The sequence below is a fragment of the Belliella calami genome, assembly GCF_022549695.1.
Taxonomy (GTDB): Bacteria; Bacteroidota; Bacteroidia; order Cytophagales; family Cyclobacteriaceae; genus Belliella; species Belliella calami.
Map to the genome: position 1 here is coordinate 448,837 of NZ_JAKZGS010000001.1, position 22,620 is coordinate 471,456.

Consider the following 22,620-nt stretch of genomic DNA (forward strand, 5'->3'; position numbering starts at 1 on the left):
TAATGTCGCATAATCGTTGATAATCGACATATTTGACAAAGAATAAGAAATAAAAATGATACAAGGTATTTTAAATTATGTTGTCTGGAGTCCAGACCCAGCTGTTTTTTCAGGATTTGAAAGATTAAGATGGTACAGTTTATTTTTTGCACTTGGCTTTATCATTTCACAACAAATAATGGTCTACATCTTTAGAAAAGAAGGACAAAACGAGCAATTGGTTGACAAACTAACCATTTATATGGTATTGGCAACGATCATTGGAGCGAGATTAGGACATGTCCTTTTTTACGAACCAGAAAAATACCTTAGCAATCCTATCGATATCCTAAAAGTTTGGGAAGGTGGGCTTGCCAGTCATGGTGCTGCGATCGCGATCTTGATAGCCTTGTATATGTATTCCAAAAAAACACCGGGCCAATCTTACCTCTGGGTAGTAGATAGAATCGTCATCGTCGTAGCGATGACTGGTGCTTTGATCAGGGTTGGGAATTTGATGAACTCAGAGATTGGAGGCAAAGAAACTGGAAATGACAGCGGATTTGTATTTGCAAGGGACACTGAAGAAGCATTGGAAACTTTGAGAGTGCCTATTATCGATGTGAATGCCTACAAACCAGCTGAAAGAGAAAACGAACTTGTAGGCAATGGAATTGTACCTGTCAATTTTGATATAAAAATAGAAAAAGGGAGTTATGAAGAAGCGGATCTGAGAAAAGCGTTGGAATCAGATGTGAAATACGTCCTGACCAATTTCAGGAGCTCACAGAAATACCTTGCAGAAGATCCTAGTTCAGATTTGAATTTTGAATTGACAGATCAGGGAAGCTACTATTTGGCTACCATCAGGACGTTTGGCAAATCAAGATACCCTACTCAAATCTACGAAGCACTGACATATTTACTGATATTTATTTCTTTGTTTTTGATCTGGAACAAATATAAAGAAAGATTACCCGATGGATTATTTCTTGGTCTTTTCTTGATTTCAGTATTCGGGTTCAGGTTTATTTGGGAATATTTCAAAGAAAATCAGGTAGAATTCGAAGAAGGTTTGACCTTAAACATGGGACAAACGTTGAGCATTCCGTTGGTGATTGGAGGGATCGTCTTGATCTATTTGGCAGCGAAAAAAGGATTGAAGCCAGAAAAAGAAAATCTCTAAGGCACAGGATCATGTCCGTGACCTCCCCAAGGGTGGCAACTAGCTATCCTTTTGATACCCAACCAACCTCCTTTGAAAACGCCATGCTTCAAGATGGCATCTTTCATATAAGTGCTGCAGGTTGGCGTATATCGACAGGAAGAAGGAAAAAGTGGTGAAATCAAGTATTGGTAAATCAATACAGGGAAAATGGCGATTTTTCTTATGATTGTTTTCAACTTTCTTTTTCTCAAATTTAGATACAAACACAGGGACTTCACCAAATAATTCCTTTGTTTCAAAAAACTCAAGATAATTTTCTAGGTTGATAGCTTGAATAGGGATAAAATTGTTGAAAATTTACTAATATAAGTAAAACAAACAATACCATTCTAAAACTGTGAATTGCCTGAAATTTACAAGTTGAAAAGATTTAACAAATTCATCAAAAATTTGAATTTAACTTTAAAAATATCGTTTAATCCAAGTGAAAACATCTATAATTGCTAAGTTAATATAACAAAGGAGTAAATTGAAAAAGCAATATCAATCTTTCAGCATCATATTTCTCTTCATGATGATTCTGGTATTGCCAAAAAATAGCAGTGCACAAATCATCGATTCCTTAAGTGTCCAAAATTTAAATCTGGACATCCCTGAAAAAGCTGTCATCAATAATGTATTTGTGATTGGGAATGAAAAGACCAGAAAGAACATCATTCTCCGCGAATTAAATATTGTAACAGGCATTACTTATGATTGGGATGATCTTTTGACTATTCTTTCAGCAGACCAAAAAAAAATATTCAATCTCCAACTGTTCAACAGCGTTGAAATCACCCCCTTAATCACAGGAGAAGAGCAAATAGAAATATTGATATCTGTAGATGAGAGAAGGTATTTTATCCCTTCTATTATTTTTGAATTGGCAGACAGAAACTTTTCTGAATGGTGGACTAACCAAAACCGAAGCTTCAAAAGGGTCAATTATGGGGCGCGGTTTTATCACAACAATGTCGGCGGCAGAAATGAAAAAATGCGTGTAAGTGCACAATTTGGATTTACCCAGGCATTTGATGTATTATATAGTCTGCCCTACATAGACAGAAATCAAAAACATGGACTGACTACTCAGTTATCCTACGTCACCAATAAAACCATTTCTGTAAGATCTGCGAATAACGAACAAGTGTTTTTCGCAAATGAAGAAGAAGAAGTGATGAGAAGATTATTTTCTTCTTCTTTAAGGTATAGCTATAGAGGTAACTTTTACAATTTCAACTATCTCACGCTCGGTTACACCAATGTAAACATCAACGAAGATGTACTTGTACAAAATCCAAATTATTTTCTTCACGATGATACAAAGCTGAGTTACTTTACACTCTCATACGAATTCAAGCATGATCGGAGAAACTATAACTCCTACCCTACCAATGGTGCATTGTTGAATTTTGGGGTTACAAAATATGGACTTTTAAGTTCGGATGATTTCAAAGATTGGGAATTTACAGCCATTGCGAATAGATACCTCAAATTCAATGACAAGTTTCATTTTGCCACAGGATTGACAATCAATACTTTCTTGGGAAAAAGACAGCCTTTTACCTCTGTCAGAGGAGTAGGTTACAGCCCTAATTTTGTCAGAGGTTTTGAACTGAATGTCATAGATGGGCAACAAACAATTGTCCATAAAAATAGCTTTCGCTTCAAACTACTCGACCTTCAATATGACATTTCTAACATAAGCCCTTTGGATGGGTTCTCTACATTCCCTTTGAGGCTTTATTTGAGCGGAAACTTTGACCAAGGGTATGTAAATGATCGCAATGCAATCCCGGAAAATCGTCGATTGACTAATTCACACCTTTTTGGATATGGCCCAGGTGTCGACTTGGTGATTTTGTATGACATTGTTCTCAGGTTTGAATATTCTATAAACAATTATAATGAAGGGAATTTTTTCTTCAACTTCAAGGCGCCATTTTAGCAAACAAAAATTCGGTTTTAGTAAGATCTTGATTTAAACGTTTATGTCCGTTTAGATGCTTTTCTTTGTTTTCAATAAAACTTAAATTAAAAGAATGTTTTTAGTTTAATTTTTATTCAGATGGGAAGAGGATTATTAGCGATTATTTTGATATGCTTTAGTTCTATGGGATTGAATGCCCAAAGCGGGATAGAAACTCTTCCACAAGGTGCTCGAAGTGTGGGTATGGGAAATGCGAATCTCACCCTGGCAGACTCATGGGCTATCTTCAACAATATCGGTGCCTTGGGAAGGCTGGAGTCTTCCTCTGCAATGGTTGGGTATGACCATCGGTTCAATCTCAATGAACTGACTACTATCTCTGCAGGAGCTGCGATACATTCGGAGAAGTTGCAATATGGCATCAGTGTATCAAGCTTTGGCGGAGAGCATTTCAATCAAAACAACCTAGGAATCGGAATAGCAAACCAACTGGGGATCGCAAGTTTGGGCATTAAGATAAATTACTTCCAGACCAATATAGAAGGATTTGGGAGGACTGGAAGTCCAGTCATTGAGTTTGGAGGGATGGCAGAGCTCAGTTCAAAACTTTTTTTTGGCGCACATATTTACAACCTCACCAATTCGAAAATAAGTAAAAATTCATTTGATAGAATACCCACCGTAGTCAGCTCAGGAATATCTTACAGACCTTCCGAAAAATTGACGGTAAACATCGAGGCAGAGAAAGATATACTGCTTGACCCATTGATCAAACTAGGCCTAGAGTACAATCTAAAGGACAGGTTGTGGATGAGAAGCGGATTCAATACCAACCCTAGCAACATCTTTTTTGGGTTAGGATTTCGTCCAAGAAACTTCATCATCGATTATGCAATGACCCAGAATCAATATTTGGGCAATACTCATCATTTTTCATTTGGATACTTATTTCAGAAAAAGTGAAAAAATGGTGGGTGACATATCTGGTTTTCTTTCATTTTTACGTGCTAAATGCACAAACATACAGGAAAAATGAAATCAACATCGAGAAATTGATCGAAGAACTCTTTGCGATGCAACAAGATGATGAAGACTATGAAAATGTATATGAAGGATTGCTCCAGCTCTTTCTCAATCCCATTCACCTCAACAAAACCAATCCTGAAGAATTAAAGTCTATATACATCTTGAATCCTTTTCAAATCAATTCATTTTTTGAGTATAAGAAAGCTTTCGGTGACTTGATGTCTATTTATGAGTTGCAAGCCATTCCGGGATTTGATCTACAAACTATTTATAAAATCATTCCTTTCGTCACATTAGAAGATAGATCAGAAACAAGCAACCGTCCACTTTGGGAGCGAATTTCAAGAGAAAGAGATGCCTACTTTTTGTTTAGGCAAAATAGGGTTTTGGAAACTAGAAGGGGATTTACCCCGCCCGATACTTTAAGTAATGGTCGCTTGACTAGTCGTTATTTGGGAGATCCGAATAATCTGTATGCTCGATTCAGGATTCAGCACAGCAAAGATTTCAGTCTGGGATTTACCATAGACAAAGACCCAGGAGAAGAGTTTGTCTGGGATCCAAATACGAAAAGATATGGATTCAATTTCCTGTCATATCATTTCACACTTTACAACCAAAAAAAATGGAAGACATTAACGATTGGAGATTTTCAAGCGCAATTTGGTCAAGGATTGGTATATGGAGCGGGTTTTTCGGTTGGTAAAGGTGCAGAAACTATCACAACAGTCCGAAGAAGCAGCATAGGCCTTAGACCCTATACTGGAGCGATGGAATTTGGTTTTTTCAGAGGTGTCGGAGCGACATACAAGCATAAAAATATTGAAGCCACCTTGATAGCCTCCCAAGCTCCACGTGATGGAAACGTGCAAGCTGTACTTGACACTTTGGAACAGGAGGACTTAGTCATTACCTCTCTTCAGCTCTCTGGTCTTCACAGAACACCAACTGAAATAGCATATAAAGATCAGGTTAGAGAGCGAAACCTCGGAGGTAATATTCAATACACCAATCAAAACAAAAAACTGCAACTTGGAATAAATACTTTATTTACAAAATACAGTCAAAACTTCCAGAGAAATCCACAGATCTACAACCAATTTGAATTCTCAGGACCGCAGAATTATATTCAGAGCCTATATTTTTCTTACAATTTTCAGAATTATTATCTATTTGGAGAGTCTGCCAGATCAAAAAGTGGTGGCTTTGGCTCCGTAATCGGTCTGATGAGTAGTTTGGGGAAAAACATAGATTTCTCAATGCTTTGGAGAAAATTCGATCGGAATTTCCACACATTTTATGGAAATGCATTCTCTGAAAATACCAGGCCAATCAATGAAAGAGGGATCTATTTGGGCTTAAATTTTCGTCCAAACATCAGATACAATTGGTCCATTTATTATGATCAGTTCAAGTTCCCTTGGATAAAATTCAGAACTTACGCACCGTCCCAAGGTCATGAATGGCTTACAAGGTTCACCTACAGACCATCAAAAGCCACCTTGCTATTCTTTCAATTCAGAGAAGAATCCAAAGCGAGAAATATCAGTGAAACCAGACCTTTCCAGTCAACATACCAACTTAGCCAAGGGAAAAAATGGAACTATGTAGTCAATCTGGATTATAAAGTCAATGAAAATTGGAGTATAAAATCTAGGGTGATGGGAAGTAGGTTTGATTTTGACAATCAAATCACAAAAGGCTTTGCCATCAGTCAAGACTTGAATGCAGATTATCAAAAATGGCGAATTTCTACCCGTCTCGTCCTTTTCCAAACAGACAATTATGACAATCGGCAGTACATTTACGAGAGGAATGTACTTTGGGCATTTTCCATACCTGCACTTCAAGGTCAGGGAATGCGCTACTACACCCTTGCGCAATATCGAGTCAGTCAAAAACTAACCATCTGGGCGAGATTTTCCAGAACAATCTATTCAGATAGGGAAGGAATAGGCTCTGGACTACAAACAATCGAAGGAAATAGGCAAACAGAGGCTATATTTCAACTGAGATATCAATTTAACAGATAATTTCCATAATCGGTAAGTGAAGCACTTCTTCATTTTGTATCTTAACAATTGAAAAATTGAAGTTTATGAAAAAAACGTGTTTACTGATTTCCGCCTTGTTTTCGTTCATTATCACCAGCAATGCCCAACAACTTGATCTTTCTAAAATGGACAAAAAGGAGGGTTTTTTCAATTTCTATTTGGATGATGACAAAGGAAAAATCTATTTGGAAATTGAAAAGCTGGAAGAAGAGTTTCTTTATGTCAATTCACTTCCTGCTGGAGTAGGCTCCAATGACATCGGTCTAGACCGTGGACAATTGGGCAGGACTAGGGTAGTCGAATTTAGAAAAGCTGGAAACAAGCTTCTTTTAGTGCATATAAACTATGACTTCAGGGCATTCAGTGATAATCCATATGAAGTAAAATCTGTCAAAGATGCTTTTGCAGAATCTGTCCTTTGGGGATTTGAAATCAACAAAAAGGATGGTGAAAAATACATTGTAGAAGCTACTAACTTCTACCTTCAGGACGCACATCAAGTCGCAGAAAAACTTGGCTCGGCAAGACAGGGAAGTTACAAACTAGATAATTCTCGAAGTGCCATTTATGAACCTATGACAAAGAATTTTCCCCAAAACACAGAAGTGGAAGCCATCATTACAGTCACAGGAGCACCAGCTGGGGGATATATTAGATCGGTAACCCCTTCTCCAGAAGCAGTCACTGTGAGGCAAAGACATTCTTTCATAGAGCTTCCCGACGACCAATATAAACCAAGGGAATTTGATACCAGAGCTGGGTATTTCCATATCAACTATCTGGATTTCACCTCTGCTATAGGAGAACCAATGGAAAAAAAGTTTATTTCCCGTCACAGACTGGAAAAGAAAGACCCTTCAGCAGCACTTTCTGAGGCTGTGGAACCGATAGTCTATTATTTGGATAGAGGCACACCGGAACCTGTGAGGTCGGCTTTGATAGAAGGTGGGAATTGGTGGAATGAAGCCTTTGAGGCTGCTGGATTCAAAGATGCCTTCAGAGTGGAATTGATGCCCGAAGGTGCTGACCCAATGGATGTTCGATACAATGTAATACAGTGGGTTCATCGATCTACAAGAGGCTGGTCTTATGGTTCATCGGTGAGAGATCCGAGAACTGGAGAAATCCTCAAAGGACATGTGAGTTTGGGATCTCTGAGAGTAAGGCAAGATTATTTGATAGCCCAGGGACTTTTGCAGCCATTTGAGGATGGAAAACCAAAAGATCCTAAAATGTTGGAAATGGCATTGGATAGATTGAGGCAGCTCTCTGCCCATGAAATCGGCCACACCATCGGACTGGCTCACAGCTATGCCTCCTCTCCTACCGACAGAGCTTCTGTGATGGATTACCCATACCCATACATCACCATGGATGATGATGGAAATCTGGACTTTTCAAAAGCTTATGATGACAAGATCGGGGATTGGGATAAATGGGCTATACGATACGGCTACGACATCATCCCTGCAGATCTAGATGAAAAAGCCTATTTGAACAAATTGCTTGAAGACACCTATGCTGCTGGCCATACTTTTATTTCCGATTCAGATTCTAGAAATGCAAGTGGTAGTCATCCACAAGCACACCTATGGGACAATGGCACATCTTCCACCGAAGAGCTTGAAAGAATGATGAAGATCAGGAAAGCAAAACTCAACACATTTGGGCTAAATACTATCGAAGAAAACACACCTGAAGCATTGACGGAAGAAGTATTGGCGCCATTGTACTTGATGCACCGCTACCAAGTAGAAGCAACTTCAAAGCTTATAGGAGGAGTGGATTATACTTATAAAGTCAAAGGAGATAATCAGAGGAAACAAAGCAGGCTAGATGCCAAATCCCAAAAAGAGGCTCTTGGGGCACTTATCAATGTAATCAGTCCAGAAAATCTGGCATTACCAGATCATATCATCAATTTGATCCCTCCAAGACCAATGGGATACGGAAGAAATCGGGAAACCTTCCCATCCAGAACAGGGCCAAACTTTGACCCTATAGCTCCTGCGGAAAATGTGGTTGACATGACATTTGGGTTTCTTTTTGATGCCGCTCGGGCAAATAGAATTATACAACAAAGCGCTTTTGATAGTACATTGCCGAGTTTAGCTGATTGTTTTGAATCGATCAGATCGAAGGTTTTTGGAAAGGAAGAAAGTAATGAATACCACCTTCAATTGAAACTGATGACCCAAAATAAGTTAATTGACCATTTAGTAAAACTTGCACAGGATTCAAGGGCAAATTCTTTGGTAAAAGCTGAAGCTAGGGCATTTCTCAAGGAGATCAACAGAAATGAATTGAACTTATATGGTAGTAAAGACACTAAAAAAGATGGTGAAATTGACAACAATCATAAACTGTATTTAGCTGATAAAATCAATAAATTCTTAAACCTTCCCGAAATCATTAGTACTCCAGTTGCAATCAGTACACCTGATGGAGCCCCGATTGGCTCTGAAGATATGAGTTGCGATTTTGATTATTGATCAAAATACGTTAATGACAATCAGCAGTTAGCTCAAGAACTTCCACAATTGGCTTTTCCAACAAATTACCATCAACTGACCTTGATCTAAAGACAAAATCTAAAACAGGAGCCCAGTAAGTGGTATGCTCAAATGCAACCAATTCCAACTTATGCCAATATCTTTTACCCTCATTGGTTTGGTACCTTGATTCATATATGGTGATCAAATCATTGGGATGTAAATATGGAAAGGGGCTCCCCAAAAGTGGATGGATTTGGAGATCTCCACCAAGGCTGTTGAAATGATAAATCAATCTGGTATCAAAATCAACTCTGGTGACTCCAATGGATTCTTTCCCCCTAGGATCCATAGCCTTTTTGATGGTAAAAGATTTAAAATCTAGGCCCAGGGGATTTGGGCTTGTGGACTGTACCTCTTCGAAACTTACTAAGTCATCTGAGACAGGATACCGTCCATCAATTTCAAGAGGTTCTAGAAAGACAGAATCAATCATTACTACTTTGCCAGGTTCGGACCCTTCTGCTTCCGTACCGAATGTGATATAGGAACCATCTTGCTGAGCTATGATATAATGGATCATCTCATCTTCCCTACCCCAAGCCGAATTGTCAAAAAGCAAACGGTTGTTACAAGAATTAAGGTAAATCCAGATTTCTCCGGATTTACCTGTATGGTCTGAGTATTCGTAGATCAACACCTGATCAAAAAACAGCCCTTCATCAGCTGAGTCAAAGGTTTTGAGATCGATTTCTTGGGCAAAAGCTTTGGGGAAAATAAGCAAATAGAAAATTAGAACTTTCCAATTCATGTTTTTACAAATTAACGTTTATTGATCTCAACTGTACTTCTAAATAAACTAAAAACATCATTCAATAAGTATTGCATGAATACTGTCCGACACAACATGCTGGATCTAGAATAAATATACATTTATCTAAAGCACAATTGATTTCGATGCGTGTTCTTTTCCATCGTTATTCTTTTGTCAAGAAAGTCCTAGGGCTAGTCTAAAACTTCAATTGTAAATGCAATCATAGGCCCATTGTCCACATTTGTGAAGTAATATATTGGAGGGTCCAAGGAAACCCCTATTCGTCTATTGTTTGCGTCATGGATATCATTTTGGAATTTTTCTTTATTATTGAGTTTGCTGATCTCACCAAGTTCGTGTAAATAAACCTTCCTATGTTGATTTCCAAAAACAATGTCCCTTACTGGCAACTTGTGTGACAAATGAGAATGAGCAGATATCAAAACGCGCTCTGTTTTCCCCTCCAACGCAGCTTTATTGACTATAAACTCTCTTTTAAAATCTACTTTGATTATGTATTCAGGAGTGAAATTATTGATTTCTTTAATTGTGGATGGGTTCACACCAACTCCCTTTTTGTCTACAGTTACTAGAGGTTTATCACTGTGCTGATAAGTCTCATCTAATTCAGCATCTTTAGAAAATTTATAGAATCTTTTATTTTTACCCCAAGCTAGATTCTTTTTGCTATCATAATAGAACCTAAAGCCTTTTGTGGTAGGTCTTGATTTGGGTATATCAAAGACCCTGTTTGGAAGATTGCCAACACTTTTTATTTCCGTCGTTCCGGAAGCAGTTTCTCTATCAGCTCGAATACTACCTGTGCCATAAAGAGCTAATGACGGTCTCACTACTTTCAATTCATTAAAAAATTCCTTTGACCACTCAGCTGATGAAGGTAAATAAATGAATTTATATTCAACCCTAATCCTCACAGTTTGATTGCTATTTACAGTTGGAGCTGTGGCTTTTGGAGGACTTTCGTTTCCAAATACTTTTTTCTCTAAAGCATAGACTATCTTTGGGCGAATTCTATTGTTGGTTTTATAACTCGCATTATCAAACAAAGAGAGTTCAGGAAAATCCCTACCGGTGAATTTCTGTAATCTCAAAAATGTAGCTTTTTTGAGATCATCAGGAGCAGAGACCCAAGTGATAGTCGCATGAACCACCCCATTAGAAATCGTACCTGTATAGTTTCCTTGTACTCTTGGATCAGAAAAATTTAACCTCCCGACTACCTTGTTCCCTGTTTGGTTAGCTGTAAATAAACAGGACTGAGTACCTCTCACTCTGTTGAAACTTCCCGAAAAATTATATTTTTCATCTATTCCTCTTTGTTGTGCAGAGCTGACAAAACCCCATGTTACACATAATAGTGTTAACATCCATTTAAGTTTGTTTTTAAAGCTTTTCATATTGTTCTTGTTTTAAATTATTGTTAATTGAGTGTTGTATAATCTCCATTCTCGAACCGTATATTATTGCCCACTGAAATTTGATTGTTATTAAACTTGAGTTTTTGGGAAACCTTATCGGCATTGAATTGGTATTTGGTTTTGTTAGCCAGCTCTATTCTGGAATTGGTCTCAGTGAATCTGCCAAAAGTTCCTTCTATAGATTCAATCATTGTAAATCTTTTGGTTGTTCTATTGAATCTTAATATCACAGCCCATTTGAGTGTAGAGCCTCCACTGCTTAGCACAGCGTCTGCATCTACGATGACGTCGTTGTTATTTCGAAAAGTAACTTTTTTGATAGTCACCATTTCACCGCGCTTCAAGGGAATACTTCTTTTTGCGACCATGTTCCTCAACTCTTGAGGAGAGAGTGAACCCTGAAGTACACCACTCAAATTGTATATTTCGAGTTTATCTGCATTGACCGAACCAGATTGGTGAACTTTTGCCACCATTGCCGCATCAGGAGAGATGCTAAAGGAAATAGGCGCGGAAGCCGGGTAATTAGTGATTTTTCTAAATTGATTGCTTATAGCGTTTGGAGGATCTCCCGATACTTGAATGTATCCAAGTTCTCCCTTATTATCCAGTACCACGTAGGTTTTGCCTTGGACATTTGAATTTGAATTGATTAATAAATCAGAATGTCTACTGCTTGATCGAGCAGCTTCTACAACTTGTACTTCAGAACCTCGTGGAATAGCGTTCCTATCTAATACCCCAATAGAAGCATTCCCAGCCGGAATCAATTGAAACTGATGCAAAAAGTATTGATTCTGATTTGGGTACCTATCCTTTACTTCTATGACACCATTATAGTCTCTGAAGCCCTGTTTTTTGACTTCCATCTCCCAGTCCCCTTTTGGCAAGAGAAAGTTGTAAGTACCATTTACTCCCTTTGTATGAAAGTGAGCTATGCCATCTTTCTTGAATCTGACATCATAATTTTCATTTATAGCTTTCCAATCTTTGTCATGCGACCTTCCAGTCACTCGATAAAAACTCCGTAGGGCTGGCTTTGATTTGCTTGTTCTATTCCCTGACCAATTAGACCATGATGTCGGAGTATTAAATGTCCATTCTCCTGTGAATTTTTCGGGATTATTGGGATCAATTCTAAATTTGAAGACACCGTTTCTTCTACTGCTGTAGTTTTCAAATGTTCCTTCGATAAATCTATTTCCCGAGGCATCTAAACTGACTCCACCATAAAGTACCCCAACATTGGAATAATCACCAAAAATCTGGTTTTCAACTTGGTGTAGTCTAAGCTCGCCAAAAGTGGAGTTCCACGTTCCTGTCCAATCTTGGGCGGAGACGTTGTTTGCCCCAAGAAGGAAGAGGCAAAATGAGAGTATTAATTTTATTTGATTTTTCATTATTTGATGGTTTTAATTAGGCATGGCTGTCGTAGGTAATCGACAAAAAATATCGATACATGATGTTTCTGTTTGAAAGTGTTTAATGGTGAAGAAAAGAGATTATTGGGGATTTCAATTATCAAATGATTGGTAAGAAGTAGCGATGATGTTACCTGAGAATGGAAGCCAGCTTTCGGGATCATCTACTTCTTCAGCGTTTCCCATTTTCCCTTCAAACTCAAATTCAAAGGTTGAATCTGTCCAATTGAGTACTTTCAATTTCCCTTCCATGATATGGTATGGCCAGTGGCGTTCATACTTTAACTGACCAGGTTCTCTGTCTGCCTCTAAGCGTGCAAAAGCAACAAAGAATACATCCTGGGTTTCCGAAAATCCATGAAATAATCCAGGAGAGTTGAAGTCCAGTTCTGTTGGTCTTCGGCTGAGTATGTCTTTGCCAGCAAAAGTAATGGTGACATTCTGCCCTTGATCGTCTATGACGGTAAATAGGAGCTGATTTGGATATCTGGAAAGAGTGGCAGTCATTGGAATACTGCCATCAAATATTGTCTGACCATCAATTTTTAGAAAAGCAGTATTTTTCAATTTGGAACTAACACCTTCCTCATTTTTCGATTGGGACACTGCTTTGTTTGTACAATTGATACTGATCAAAATAAGGAAGGTCAACAGTGAAATAGAATAAATTTTCATATCAGTGAATTCTAAAAGGCCATACCATTTTTGAAATCTCCCATCTTGATCACTTCATTGATGGCGCCAAGCTGGAGAACTTCTAAATTTGAAACAGTTTTGCTATTCTTGTCATAAGCCTGCATTTCCAACATAAAGCCTTGCAAATTATCTGGCAAAGATTTTTGATTTTTACCGTATGAATTGATAGACTTTGCCATAGCAGATTGATCAAAAGGGACTTCTGGTGCCATCCAAAATTCACCTTTCATTTGATCATCTTCCATGGTGTATTTGGTCGCTTTGTAACCTAGGATTGTCTTTGTTTCGTTGGTTTTGATCATCTCAGGAATACTATTTTCATTCTCCTCCTCTATGTTTTGGCCAATACTTCCCATCAGTTTGGTAGACATTGCTGTATAACTTTTCCCTTTTGGGTCGATGGTCACCATCACATCGCTGCCAATGTCGTAGATGATCAACATTCCACTGTTTTCCATGCCAAAATATCCTTCCTGGGTATTGTACTTCCATACTTGAGTCATAGATTTACCTTTTTCCATGGACATTTTCATGGTGACCTGAAAGTCAAAGCTGTATTGAGCAGGTGCCTTGTAATCTTTGCTTCCTCCCAACAATGCTGAAATATCCATTCCTCCTTCTTGGGAAAATATTTCTTCAAACGCACTTTTCTCTCCATTTTTCCCCTTGTTTTTCTTTACAGACTCGGTAGATTCATTGACTGCTTTTTGACCCAATTTATCGGTCAACTTTTTCATGATTTGACTTTCTCCATTGCCTACCAATAAAAAAAGGCAGCAGGCTGTCAAAATAATCTTATTCTTGATTGGATTTTTCATCTTAAAGTTTTTTTGGTTGTTGTATCTTAGTGTCTAAAACTTATAATGGGTAAACATTCATTTTATCCATACTTTTTAGACTAGAGGTTTTCTTGCAATTCTGATAGAAATTCGAAAAGGCTATTGGTCAAATTACTTAGACCAATAGCCTTTACAAGTGTTTATTCAAATGAAACCTGTCCAGTTACTGGCGTACGATCACCATCAGGATCAAGTGCCTTGACGAATTGACCGGAAAAAGAAAAATCACCTGTCAAGAAGCCTGTAGAGGCGCTAAGAGCTGTAGCTTTGATATTTGTAGCAGATACTGTTCCTTGGATACTCAAAAATCTTCCCTCAGGATTTTCTCCCAATGTATCTATGATCACAAAACTCCCAAACTCTTCATCTTCTCCCCTAATTGGCAATGCCTGATTTCCATTCATCATTACTAACATGACCACAGATAAATCACCATCCATAAAAGATAAACTGATAGTTCGGATAAGGCCAGATCCCAAATCTGCATCTACGTAGGAAGCAGAAATTTCTCCATCAGGAATAACTCCTTCATATTTGTCAGTTGGAAAATTCACTTCATAAGTATTGGGCTTATCCAATGTAGGAGCATCAGAACATGCCCCAAAGGATATGAATAGACCAAAAATTAGCGATAGGTAGATTAACTTTCTCATCACAAATTGAATTTGATTCCAGCCCCAATTACCAATCTGTCAAAATCACCAAGAATGTACTTGATTTCGGCAAAAGGAAGAAAACTCATACCTATATCAAAATTGGAACCTGCACCCAAATTGAGTCCAATTCTCCCAACAGAATTTGAGAAATTACCCAGTCCAGGAATATCAGACTTGACCCTGATGTTGGTATAATTTAGACCACCGATTCCGTAAAAGACCAAATTGTCATCCTCAATGAAAATATAATTCAGATTGCCATTCAATTCCCAAGCTGATTGTTTGACAAACCCCTGATCTTTTGGAAAATAAAATGAGAAACTTGGAGAAATAACCATCTTTGGCGCTACCGGAAGTTCGCCAATCACCCCTAATCCTAAGGCTTCTAAATTGGAGCCATAAATAATCTGGCCTCCCACCCGCTTGGTATCCTGGGCGCTCAGTGTATTTACAAATGAAAATAAAGTAATTGCTAACAGAAGAATGTTCTTTTTCATGATTCAATTGGTTTCTTATTTTACTACAAATGAAAAAATACCAGGTCTGATTTGTCCTTTGGAATCCAAAGGTTTGGCTATAAGTTTAACTTGATAGCTTCCTGAAGGAAGTTTTCCGGGAGTCTCTTTAATAGAAGATTTGGTCATTTCATTGAACCCAAGCAAAGAGATGAAATCAAATCCTTCCGTACCAATGATCATATCTCCAGGGATATATGGAATAGGATTTCTGCTTGCTTTTCCTAGTAGTTTTCCATTGAAGTAGACCTCAGTTATAAAATCAAAAAAGATGATCTCTCTTCCTTCTTTGCTTTTGATATTGTCTCCCTGAAATGAAAAATGAATCGGGTACTTTTCTTTTCTAAAATCGACAAAAAGATCAATGAGATTATCTGATTTCATTTCGATTTTTGTTTCAGCTGATTTGCCTATTGTGATAGCGCCTTTCACAGTCTGCGCCTCTGCTGCAATGCCAAATAGCAACATGGCTATTACAATTGCAAATTGTGTCTTTTTCATAAAATTGTGTTTTTGTAGAAGTATTTGATTGATTTCATAAAATAATTGAGATGATTTTTGAACGAATCCGAGAATATCTCAAGATATTTTTAGCTTAGTCGATTTATATTTCGTCAAGTAAACATTTCGTAAAACATTTATTATTATGTTTACTTATCTGCCACTTTTAAGACTAAGAAATGATGGATAACAATTTATTGGATCGGCTGTCTTTGGGAGACAAAACCGCTCTTGAAGAAATCTACAGGAAATACAGGGCACCATTTATCCAATTCGCATTGAAATACCATTCTGATAGGAATCAGATCTGCGATATCTATCAGGATGTGATCATTGCATTGTATGAAAAGTCTATAAAACAGAAACTCCATCTATCAAGTGGTAGCCTTAAAACCTACTTGTTTAGCATGGGCAAATTCATGCTTTTCACTCGGCTGAAGAAAAATGCAACGACCGACTTTATAGACAGTAATGACCACAATATTTTTGACGGATTGGTGGAGAGTTTTGAATTCATAGCTGAAAAAGACCCACAGGTGGTTCTCCTAGAATCTGCGATAGAATCTTTGGGTAGAAAGTGTCAAGAATTGCTTCGACTCTTTTATTATGAAGAAAAAAAGCTAGCCGAAATCCAAGAAATACTGGAATACAATCACACTGATGTGGTGAAAAGCCAAAAATCCAGATGTTTAAAATCCCTGAGGGAGTCCATAGAACTAAAGCATAACAACAGATGAGTACTCAAGCAGAACTTATAGATAAATATTTTGAAGGCATTCTTTCCGAATTGGAAAGGAAGACCTTTGATGAATTGATGGCATCAGATCCGGATTTTAGGGAATCTGTCGATTTCCAGATGAAGACAAAACAGGCTTTTCAAAACCACGAAAGGAAATCCCTGAAAGGTTTATTGAGCCAGATTGAGGATGAAATAATCCAATCCGAAAATGAAATTAAAAAACCAGTAGCTAAATCAAGAAAACTTTGGCCATTTATGGCAGCTGCGGTTTTGGTTTCGGTAATGGCCATAAGCTACTTTGTCAAGAAAAACTCAATGTCTGAAGAGAGTGAATTTACTCATGACTTCCATGCCTATTATGAAGCATATCCAAATGTAGTCAAACCGATCACCAGAGGTGAGGTAGTGAATCCCGAAGAGTTGGAAAAAGCTGCATTTATAGCTTACGAAAGTCGGGATTTCAAACTCGCCGACAGTCTTTTCTCCACTTTGATAGATCAACACAAAGAATATCTACTGTTCTATAAGGGGATAACAAAAATAGAGTTGGAGCAATATGACAGTGCGGAGATATATTTCGGAAATTACATTTATTCTGATGGCATGCAGTTTAGGGATCAGGCAAAATGGTATATGGCGCTTAACTTTTTGGTCAAAGGAGATACGCTTAGAGGGAAGGAAGAATTAGTCAAACTCAAGAATGGCAGCGGGTATAAAATGGAAGAGGTGGAAAGGCTGTTGGAGAGTTTGAAGGACAAACATTGATGTGATTTTATGGCAATAGTACCTCCAGTCAAAATTGAATAAATGTAAAGAAAAGTTACAAAAAAATGTTTGCTTATCAACCTCACGAACATGAATAGATCAATTTTCAGATTTCTGTTTTCAACCATCTTGATTTTTTTCTTTTTTGAATTATATTCTCAAGAGAAACAAACTAACGACTCTTTGTACAACCTTAATAGATCAAAATTAGATACATTAAAATCTTTAAGTAAGGATAATACTGATTTTGGTGCAAGGGAAAGAAAATCATTAAAAGAATTGGGCTATTTTTTTAGCGCAACAGAAAACTTTGATCAGTATCTTGAGTGTCTTTCATTGATTTCATACTCTTTTGATCGGGATTCTAAATCCGATAGTTCACTTTTTTATTTAAAAAAAGGTTTTGATGAAGTTATTCATTTAAAAAAATCTTCCAACGTGAAAATCATTAACATTTTTTACAATCGATATGCTGCTTTATTGAATGATTCAGGAAAATACAAACAAAGTAGAGATGTATATCTGGAACAGCTGGACCATTTGCGTAAAAATGACACCACTGAACTCGCAAGGGCATACAACAACTTTGCGGTGCTACTCAACAATCTAAAAGAGAATGAGCAATCACTTAGATATTATGATAGTTGCATTGCGCTATTGAAAGACTGGGGATTGGATACTTCGAGCCAGTTAGCTAAAGTAACCTACCTCAACCGCGCGATGCCACAAATGAACATGGGGCATTTCCAAGAAGCATTGGAAAGTATCGGGAAATGTGAAATTACTTTGGCCAATCTTAACATGCAGGACAATCCAGGTGAAATCATTCTTACATCATTGTATTATGCATATGTATATAGTTACAAAAATGAGTTCCCAGAAGATCTTGAAAATGCTCTCTATTATGCAAATAAAGGATATAAAATGCTCTATTCAATCAATAAAGACCATTTTTATATGACATATTTCTACCTTGTCTTGGCAGATATAGAGGAAAAAAAAGGGAATCTAGCACAAAGCTTAGCTTACAATAAAAAAGCTGTAGCGTTAAAAACAAAGCTGCATGGTTCTTCAAATGATGACATGCCATCAATGCTGACTAATTTGGGAAGAGTAAGTTCGAATATTGGACAAAAAGATTCTGCTTCATACTATTTTGCAACAATCCATCAAATCTACCAGAAACCTGGACAAATCAAGACTTATGATTTTATTGAATATCTATTTGAACATTCTGAGTTTCATTTGAAAAACAAAGAATCCAGTTTGGCCAAAACAAAATTACTTCAAGCATTAAAAAACTATATTCCTTCTTATTCATGGGAAGAAGGCATTGCAGGTAATCCTTCTTTAGAATTTATACCTGAAAGTTATCAATCAGCTTTCTTTTTTATCAAAAAAGGAGAAATCACCAAAAAAATTGCTGAGCAAACAAACGACACCGAATTGCTCAATTCTGCTTTAGATTCATATATTATTGGAATAATTTTGTTGAATAAAAGTAAAAATGCAATTTTTAACCTAAGATCAAAATCACAGTATGGCCAACAAAAAAGTATCTACTTCAATGATGCCATCGAATTAGCTATGACTTTGTACCAAAAAACAAATGAAAAATCTTACGCAGAGAAAATATTTTTATTGACTGATTTGAACAAATCTTCAAATTTAAAACACAGCCTGAATCAACGATCAAACAATTCAACCAAAAACATTCCAATTGCGCTTCAAGTTCAAGAGCTCGAATTAAAAACAGAAATCAACTTTCTAGAACAAAAGCTATATAGAGATAGCTTTACAAAGGCTGTAAAACCATCAACGAATGATTCCACGCTTCAAATGATCGTAAAAAAGAAAGAAGAAATGAACAATCTGCTTTCAGTCTACAAAAAAAATCACCCTAATTATTACAATTTTCAATATGGAGACATCGACTTTTCGAGTAAAAATCTTTTTTCAAAAAGCCTTATTAATTCCTTAAGAGCAACCAATAAACTCATCATCCAATTTCATGAATATGAAGATGGGATATTGTTATCTTATTTAAAAGGCAAAAAAGAAGGGGTTTATCAAATTGATAAAAACAGTTCTTTGAAGCATCACTTAAACGTAATTATAGATTACTCTAGAAACCTTACGGCAAAAGAATATCAAGCTTCCGCTCACTACCTTTATCAAAAATTAATCAAACCAGTTTTGGAAAGTGTCCCTTCAGAGGGTATAATTATTATCCCTGATGGAAGACTCAATCACCTCAATTTTGAAGTCCTCATTACTGAGCTAATCGAAAAAGACCATGATTTTAAAAACCTTAATTATCTTATAAAAAAACATACTGTAACTTACCAATATGCCAGTTCTTTGATCAAATCCGATAAACCGGCACTAGACAGAAAAAAAATAGGATTCATGGGTTTTGCACCTTATCAGCAAAATGAAAAACCAACCTACCTAACCTTGGCCGAAAGAAGTGGAGATATGACTTTGGCTTCATTTTCCCCACTTCCATTCAGTGATTTGGAAGTAGAGAATATCAGTAAGAAGTTTTCTGGAAAAGGATTTTATGGAAATGATGCCAAAGAAAGTCACTTAAAAAAAGAAGGTTTAAACACCAATATTCTACATTTTGCAACTCATAGTCATATTGATGAAAGAAACCCTATTTTCTCAAGCTTGCTATTATCTCCTGACGACAATGAAGATGGTATACTCTATAATCACGAACTTTTTGAAATGAATTTTAATGCAGACCTAGTTACATTATCAGCTTGTAATTCAGGAAATGGCGAACTTCAACAGGGTGAAGGTGTCATCAGCTTGGCGAGGGGTTTTATGTATGCCAATGTCCCAAATGTCCTTATGAGCCTTTGGGCAGTATCTGATCAATCTACCAGCAAACTGATGTCTCTGTTTTATGATAAAGTTTACGAAGGTGAAAGCTACAGTGAGGCAATTAGAAACGCAAAATTGGATTATTTAAGCCAAGCTGATGAAAACACAGCCCACCCTTATTATTGGGCAGGCTTTGTTTTCCTTGGAGAAGTAGAAAGTAACGAACCAAATTACCTTTATTATTTCCTTTTCGGTATTGCATCTTTGATAGCTCTCTATTTTCTCTACAATAAATTTATCTTACTCTTTCCAAAACCAAATGACTGAAGGGATCCTCGGACTTCAATCTGATCCTATTATTGGAAATCCTTTCAATGGTACCTTCACCAAAGTTATTTGTGATCTTATTACCCACTATGGAATAGGTAAGCATAAATGGTGTATCAGTGACTGGGGAACAAAATGGCTGATCGTCGCTGTCGTAGTAGGTACCTACTGGCGTCACGATGTAATCCAAAGAAGTGGTAAACTCAATCGTGGACTGCTTCTCGCAATCATCCTGTTCGATCTCCACGCCATTTGAATCGAAATCCTGAACCGTGTACCATTTTCCTATTACCAAAGTGGCAAAGTTGACTTCTGGCTCTTCATTTTCTTTGTCACAGCTGCTCAGCGATGCTGTGAATAACATGATTACTGAAAATAGCATTAAATAATTTTTCATGGACTCTAATTTTAGTAAAGGTTAAATTCTACCCTTCTGTTTTTTGCTTTTCCAGTAGGTGTATTGTTTTCAGCTATTGGGTCAGATTGTCCTTTTCCAGCAGTGGAAATTTCGTTTTGCACACCAAACTCTTCCTGTAGTGCCATTTTCACTGCCACAGCGCGCTTCTCTGAAAGACTTTGATTGAGCTCAGCGGATCCATCACTATCAGTGTGGCCGATGATCTCTACAGATTTATTGGTTTGGGAATTAAGCGCTTCGGCTATTTCCTTCAGGATTCCATAAGATTCGGGATTAAGTTCTGCTGATCCCGACGCAAAAGTTATTGCTGATGTTGTATAGCTGCCACTATCCAAAAGCTTATTTCTGGTATCTGGCTGCCCAATAGCATATCGAATATTGCTGATATAATAGTTATCATTGTCTGTATTATTATTGACAAAAAATCTGGCACTTGTAAGTTTCACATCCTTCTGGAAGGCTGCCGTCAGATCTAGTACTTTTTCCTCGTCAGCAAAGACTTGTACCCTTCTCCCCATTCTCGAAATAGAAATATGAATAGGTTCATTTGCCCTTTCTTCATTTATCAAATGCTTTGCATTGAAGTTGTTTCGGAAATTCAAACCTTTCTCAGTATGTACTGCTTTTTTTGCTGAGATAAATGGTCCTCCATCGGAACCAATTCCCGAAAATTCAATCCCCAGATAATTGTTGGAAAGCTTTTGAAGATTAAAGTAGTCTCCTCCACCATCCCAACCAAGATTCGATTCTGGATTTTCGATATCAGTCAATACCAGCATCAACCGCCTGCTATTGCTGTAAGTACCAAATTCAAAATCATACATCAAATCAAACTCCAATGTGAAATTCTCAGGGAAATCTGTCAAATACTCAGGAATAAAATTCCCCTTTGTCTTGTTAAACCAAACCCAATTACCTTCCAAGTCATCAAAATTCACAATCTCTGCCGAACCTGTAGTAATCCATGATGCAGGTAAATCTCCAATTTTGTCTTGCTTAAAATCATCGAATGCTATAATTTCCTCACCTTGGATAAATGAAAATTTTGAATACCTGCTCAAAGATTTTCTTTTATTATCAATTGAACCAATTGATTCTTGGTCTTCCCCCAATCCTCCTTCTCCTCCATTATCTCCTCCCCATTCTCCTTCATTAGAACCATCCATCTCTTCATCAGATGTAGCATTCTTACCTTTTTTTGATCTTTTTTTGAACAATGATTTCACACCATTGATCACTCCGTCAGCTGCCTCTTCGATCGATTGATCAACAGTCCTTTCAGCTTTGTTGGCTGTACTTTCCTTAGCTCTTTCGACGACTCTTTCCTTGATTTGCGCATTGACGGTATTTCCAATCCCAATTAGGGAAACTAGAAAAATAATTTTGATTAGAATTTTCATGGTTATCAAATTTTGATGTTGTGATGTATTGGCTTTAGTCCAAAAAATCACAAAAAAGTAAACAAAGAACTTCAATACAGAAGTAAAAAAATATGAGTATCCGCAATGTTGCACGTAGGGTAAGAAGTAGCTTTGTAAGTTGCAAATACTCGTCATCAGAAAACAGTTCACAGTCAACAGAAATACAAATCGATCCTCCAAAAATCTATTGTTTGGCTACGTGAAAGAAAGCGGATACACATATAAAAAAATGGTGTGTAAAAATAATGAGAATCTGATTAATTGATCATTTTGAGTTGGAAACCAAAATCTCCACTTCTGAATATCAAATTAAATAGTTTTAGGACTGTTACCGCAAAAATGATGAAGTTGACCCCCTTCTGACGATTTAAATTGACCCCCGTCAAAAGTTATTTTTCTGGAATGGAATAGGAGGCTTTTAAGACCTGTTAGGAGTGCAAACAATCCAGCATTCCCATGGCCAATTGCACTTTTACCATGAACATGATCAAACAAATTTTACGAGGCCATTTTGATAGCCATAGCTCCAAGCAGCTCAGTAAATTGACG

19 protein-coding genes are annotated in these 22,620 nt (G+C 37.2%); 8 read left to right on the plus strand and 11 right to left on the minus strand.

Annotated features, from left to right (window positions below; genetic code table 11):
* Nucleotides 1-55: 55 nt before the first annotated feature.
* The gene (locus MM236_RS01825; protein ID WP_241273222.1) at nt 56-1,165 is read left to right on the plus strand and encodes a prolipoprotein diacylglyceryl transferase; all 1,110 of its coding nucleotides are present in this window, start codon (nt 56-58) and stop codon (nt 1,163-1,165) included.
* Here MM236_RS01825 and yidD read toward each other — a convergent pair.
* Entirely contained in the window at nt 1,162-1,398 is a 237-nt protein-coding gene (yidD, locus tag MM236_RS01830; protein ID WP_439648004.1) for a membrane protein insertion efficiency factor YidD, read from the minus strand. The genes MM236_RS01825 and yidD overlap by 4 nt on opposite strands.
* Nucleotides 1,399-1,676: 278 nt before the next feature.
* Between yidD and MM236_RS01835 the strand changes: the two genes are divergently transcribed.
* From MM236_RS01835 to MM236_RS01850, 4 genes are all read left to right on the plus strand, one after another.
* Nucleotides 1,677-3,134 (plus strand): BamA/TamA family outer membrane protein, encoded by a 1,458-nt coding sequence (locus MM236_RS01835; protein WP_241273223.1) that lies wholly within the window; start codon nt 1,677-1,679, stop codon nt 3,132-3,134.
* Nucleotides 3,135-3,254: 120 nt separating this feature from the next.
* Nucleotides 3,255-4,079: a PorV/PorQ family protein gene (locus MM236_RS01840; RefSeq protein WP_241273224.1), complete on the plus strand. Its 825-nt coding sequence runs from the start codon at nt 3,255-3,257 to the stop codon at nt 4,077-4,079.
* On the plus strand, nt 4,076-6,175 hold the full coding sequence (locus tag MM236_RS01845) for a ComEA family DNA-binding protein (protein ID WP_241273225.1): 2,100 nt from the start codon (nt 4,076-4,078) through the stop codon (nt 6,173-6,175). The genes MM236_RS01840 and MM236_RS01845 overlap by 4 nt, the downstream gene beginning before the upstream one ends.
* A gap of 65 nt (nt 6,176-6,240) precedes the next feature.
* Nucleotides 6,241-8,688 (plus strand): zinc-dependent metalloprotease, encoded by a 2,448-nt coding sequence (locus MM236_RS01850; RefSeq protein WP_241273226.1) that lies wholly within the window; start codon nt 6,241-6,243, stop codon nt 8,686-8,688.
* Nucleotides 8,689-8,698: 10 nt separating this feature from the next.
* On the opposite strand, the gene MM236_RS01855 is transcribed toward MM236_RS01850, so the two are convergent.
* The 8 genes from MM236_RS01855 to MM236_RS01890 form a co-directional block, all read right to left on the minus strand.
* Complete coding sequence (locus MM236_RS01855; RefSeq protein WP_241273227.1) at nt 8,699-9,499, minus strand: hypothetical protein; 801 nt, start codon at nt 9,497-9,499, stop codon at nt 8,699-8,701.
* A 194-nt stretch (nt 9,500-9,693) separates the two neighbouring features.
* Complete coding sequence (locus MM236_RS01860; RefSeq protein ID WP_241273228.1) at nt 9,694-10,920, minus strand: hypothetical protein; 1,227 nt, start codon at nt 10,918-10,920, stop codon at nt 9,694-9,696.
* Between the two features lie 23 nt (nt 10,921-10,943).
* Entirely contained in the window at nt 10,944-12,341 is a 1,398-nt protein-coding gene (locus MM236_RS01865) for a hypothetical protein (protein WP_241273229.1), read from the minus strand.
* Nucleotides 12,342-12,455: 114 nt separating this feature from the next.
* Nucleotides 12,456-13,037, minus strand: coding sequence for a hypothetical protein (locus MM236_RS01870; protein ID WP_241273230.1), 582 nt, complete (start codon nt 13,035-13,037; stop codon nt 12,456-12,458).
* An 11-nt stretch (nt 13,038-13,048) separates the two neighbouring features.
* Complete coding sequence (locus MM236_RS01875) at nt 13,049-13,876, minus strand: DUF4412 domain-containing protein (protein ID WP_241273231.1); 828 nt, start codon at nt 13,874-13,876, stop codon at nt 13,049-13,051.
* A 161-nt stretch (nt 13,877-14,037) separates the two neighbouring features.
* Nucleotides 14,038-14,550: a hypothetical protein gene (locus MM236_RS01880; protein ID WP_241273232.1), complete on the minus strand. Its 513-nt coding sequence runs from the start codon at nt 14,548-14,550 to the stop codon at nt 14,038-14,040.
* A complete protein-coding gene (locus MM236_RS01885; protein ID WP_241273233.1) occupies nt 14,550-15,050 on the minus strand; it encodes a hypothetical protein in 501 nt (166 codons plus the stop codon). Before MM236_RS01885 ends, MM236_RS01880 begins: the two co-directional genes overlap by 1 nt.
* 15 nt (nt 15,051-15,065) lie before the next feature.
* Complete coding sequence (locus MM236_RS01890) at nt 15,066-15,569, minus strand: hypothetical protein (RefSeq protein ID WP_241273234.1); 504 nt, start codon at nt 15,567-15,569, stop codon at nt 15,066-15,068.
* Nucleotides 15,570-15,748: 179 nt separating this feature from the next.
* On the opposite strand from MM236_RS01890, the gene MM236_RS01895 reads away from it, so the two are divergent.
* The 3 genes from MM236_RS01895 to MM236_RS19745 all read left to right on the plus strand — a co-directional run bounded on the left by MM236_RS01895 (nt 15,749) and on the right by MM236_RS19745 (nt 20,232).
* On the plus strand, nt 15,749-16,306 hold the full coding sequence (locus MM236_RS01895; protein ID WP_241273235.1) for an RNA polymerase sigma factor: 558 nt from the start codon (nt 15,749-15,751) through the stop codon (nt 16,304-16,306).
* The gene (locus MM236_RS01900) at nt 16,303-17,073 is read left to right on the plus strand and encodes an anti-sigma factor family protein (protein WP_241273236.1); all 771 of its coding nucleotides are present in this window, start codon (nt 16,303-16,305) and stop codon (nt 17,071-17,073) included. Before MM236_RS01895 ends, MM236_RS01900 begins: the two co-directional genes overlap by 4 nt.
* Before the next feature lie 438 nt (nt 17,074-17,511).
* A complete protein-coding gene (locus MM236_RS19745) occupies nt 17,512-20,232 on the plus strand; it encodes a CHAT domain-containing protein (protein WP_241273237.1) in 2,721 nt (906 codons plus the stop codon).
* Here the strand turns inward: MM236_RS19745 and MM236_RS01910 are convergent.
* Nucleotides 20,201-20,629, minus strand: a complete 429-nt coding sequence (locus tag MM236_RS01910) for a lipocalin-like domain-containing protein (RefSeq protein ID WP_241273238.1) — start codon at nt 20,627-20,629, stop codon at nt 20,201-20,203. The two genes, MM236_RS19745 and MM236_RS01910, sit on opposite strands and share 32 nt — an antisense overlap.
* Before the next feature lie 11 nt (nt 20,630-20,640).
* Complete coding sequence (locus MM236_RS01915; protein ID WP_241273239.1) at nt 20,641-22,050, minus strand: OmpA family protein; 1,410 nt, start codon at nt 22,048-22,050, stop codon at nt 20,641-20,643.
* Nucleotides 22,051-22,620 lie beyond the last annotated feature (570 nt).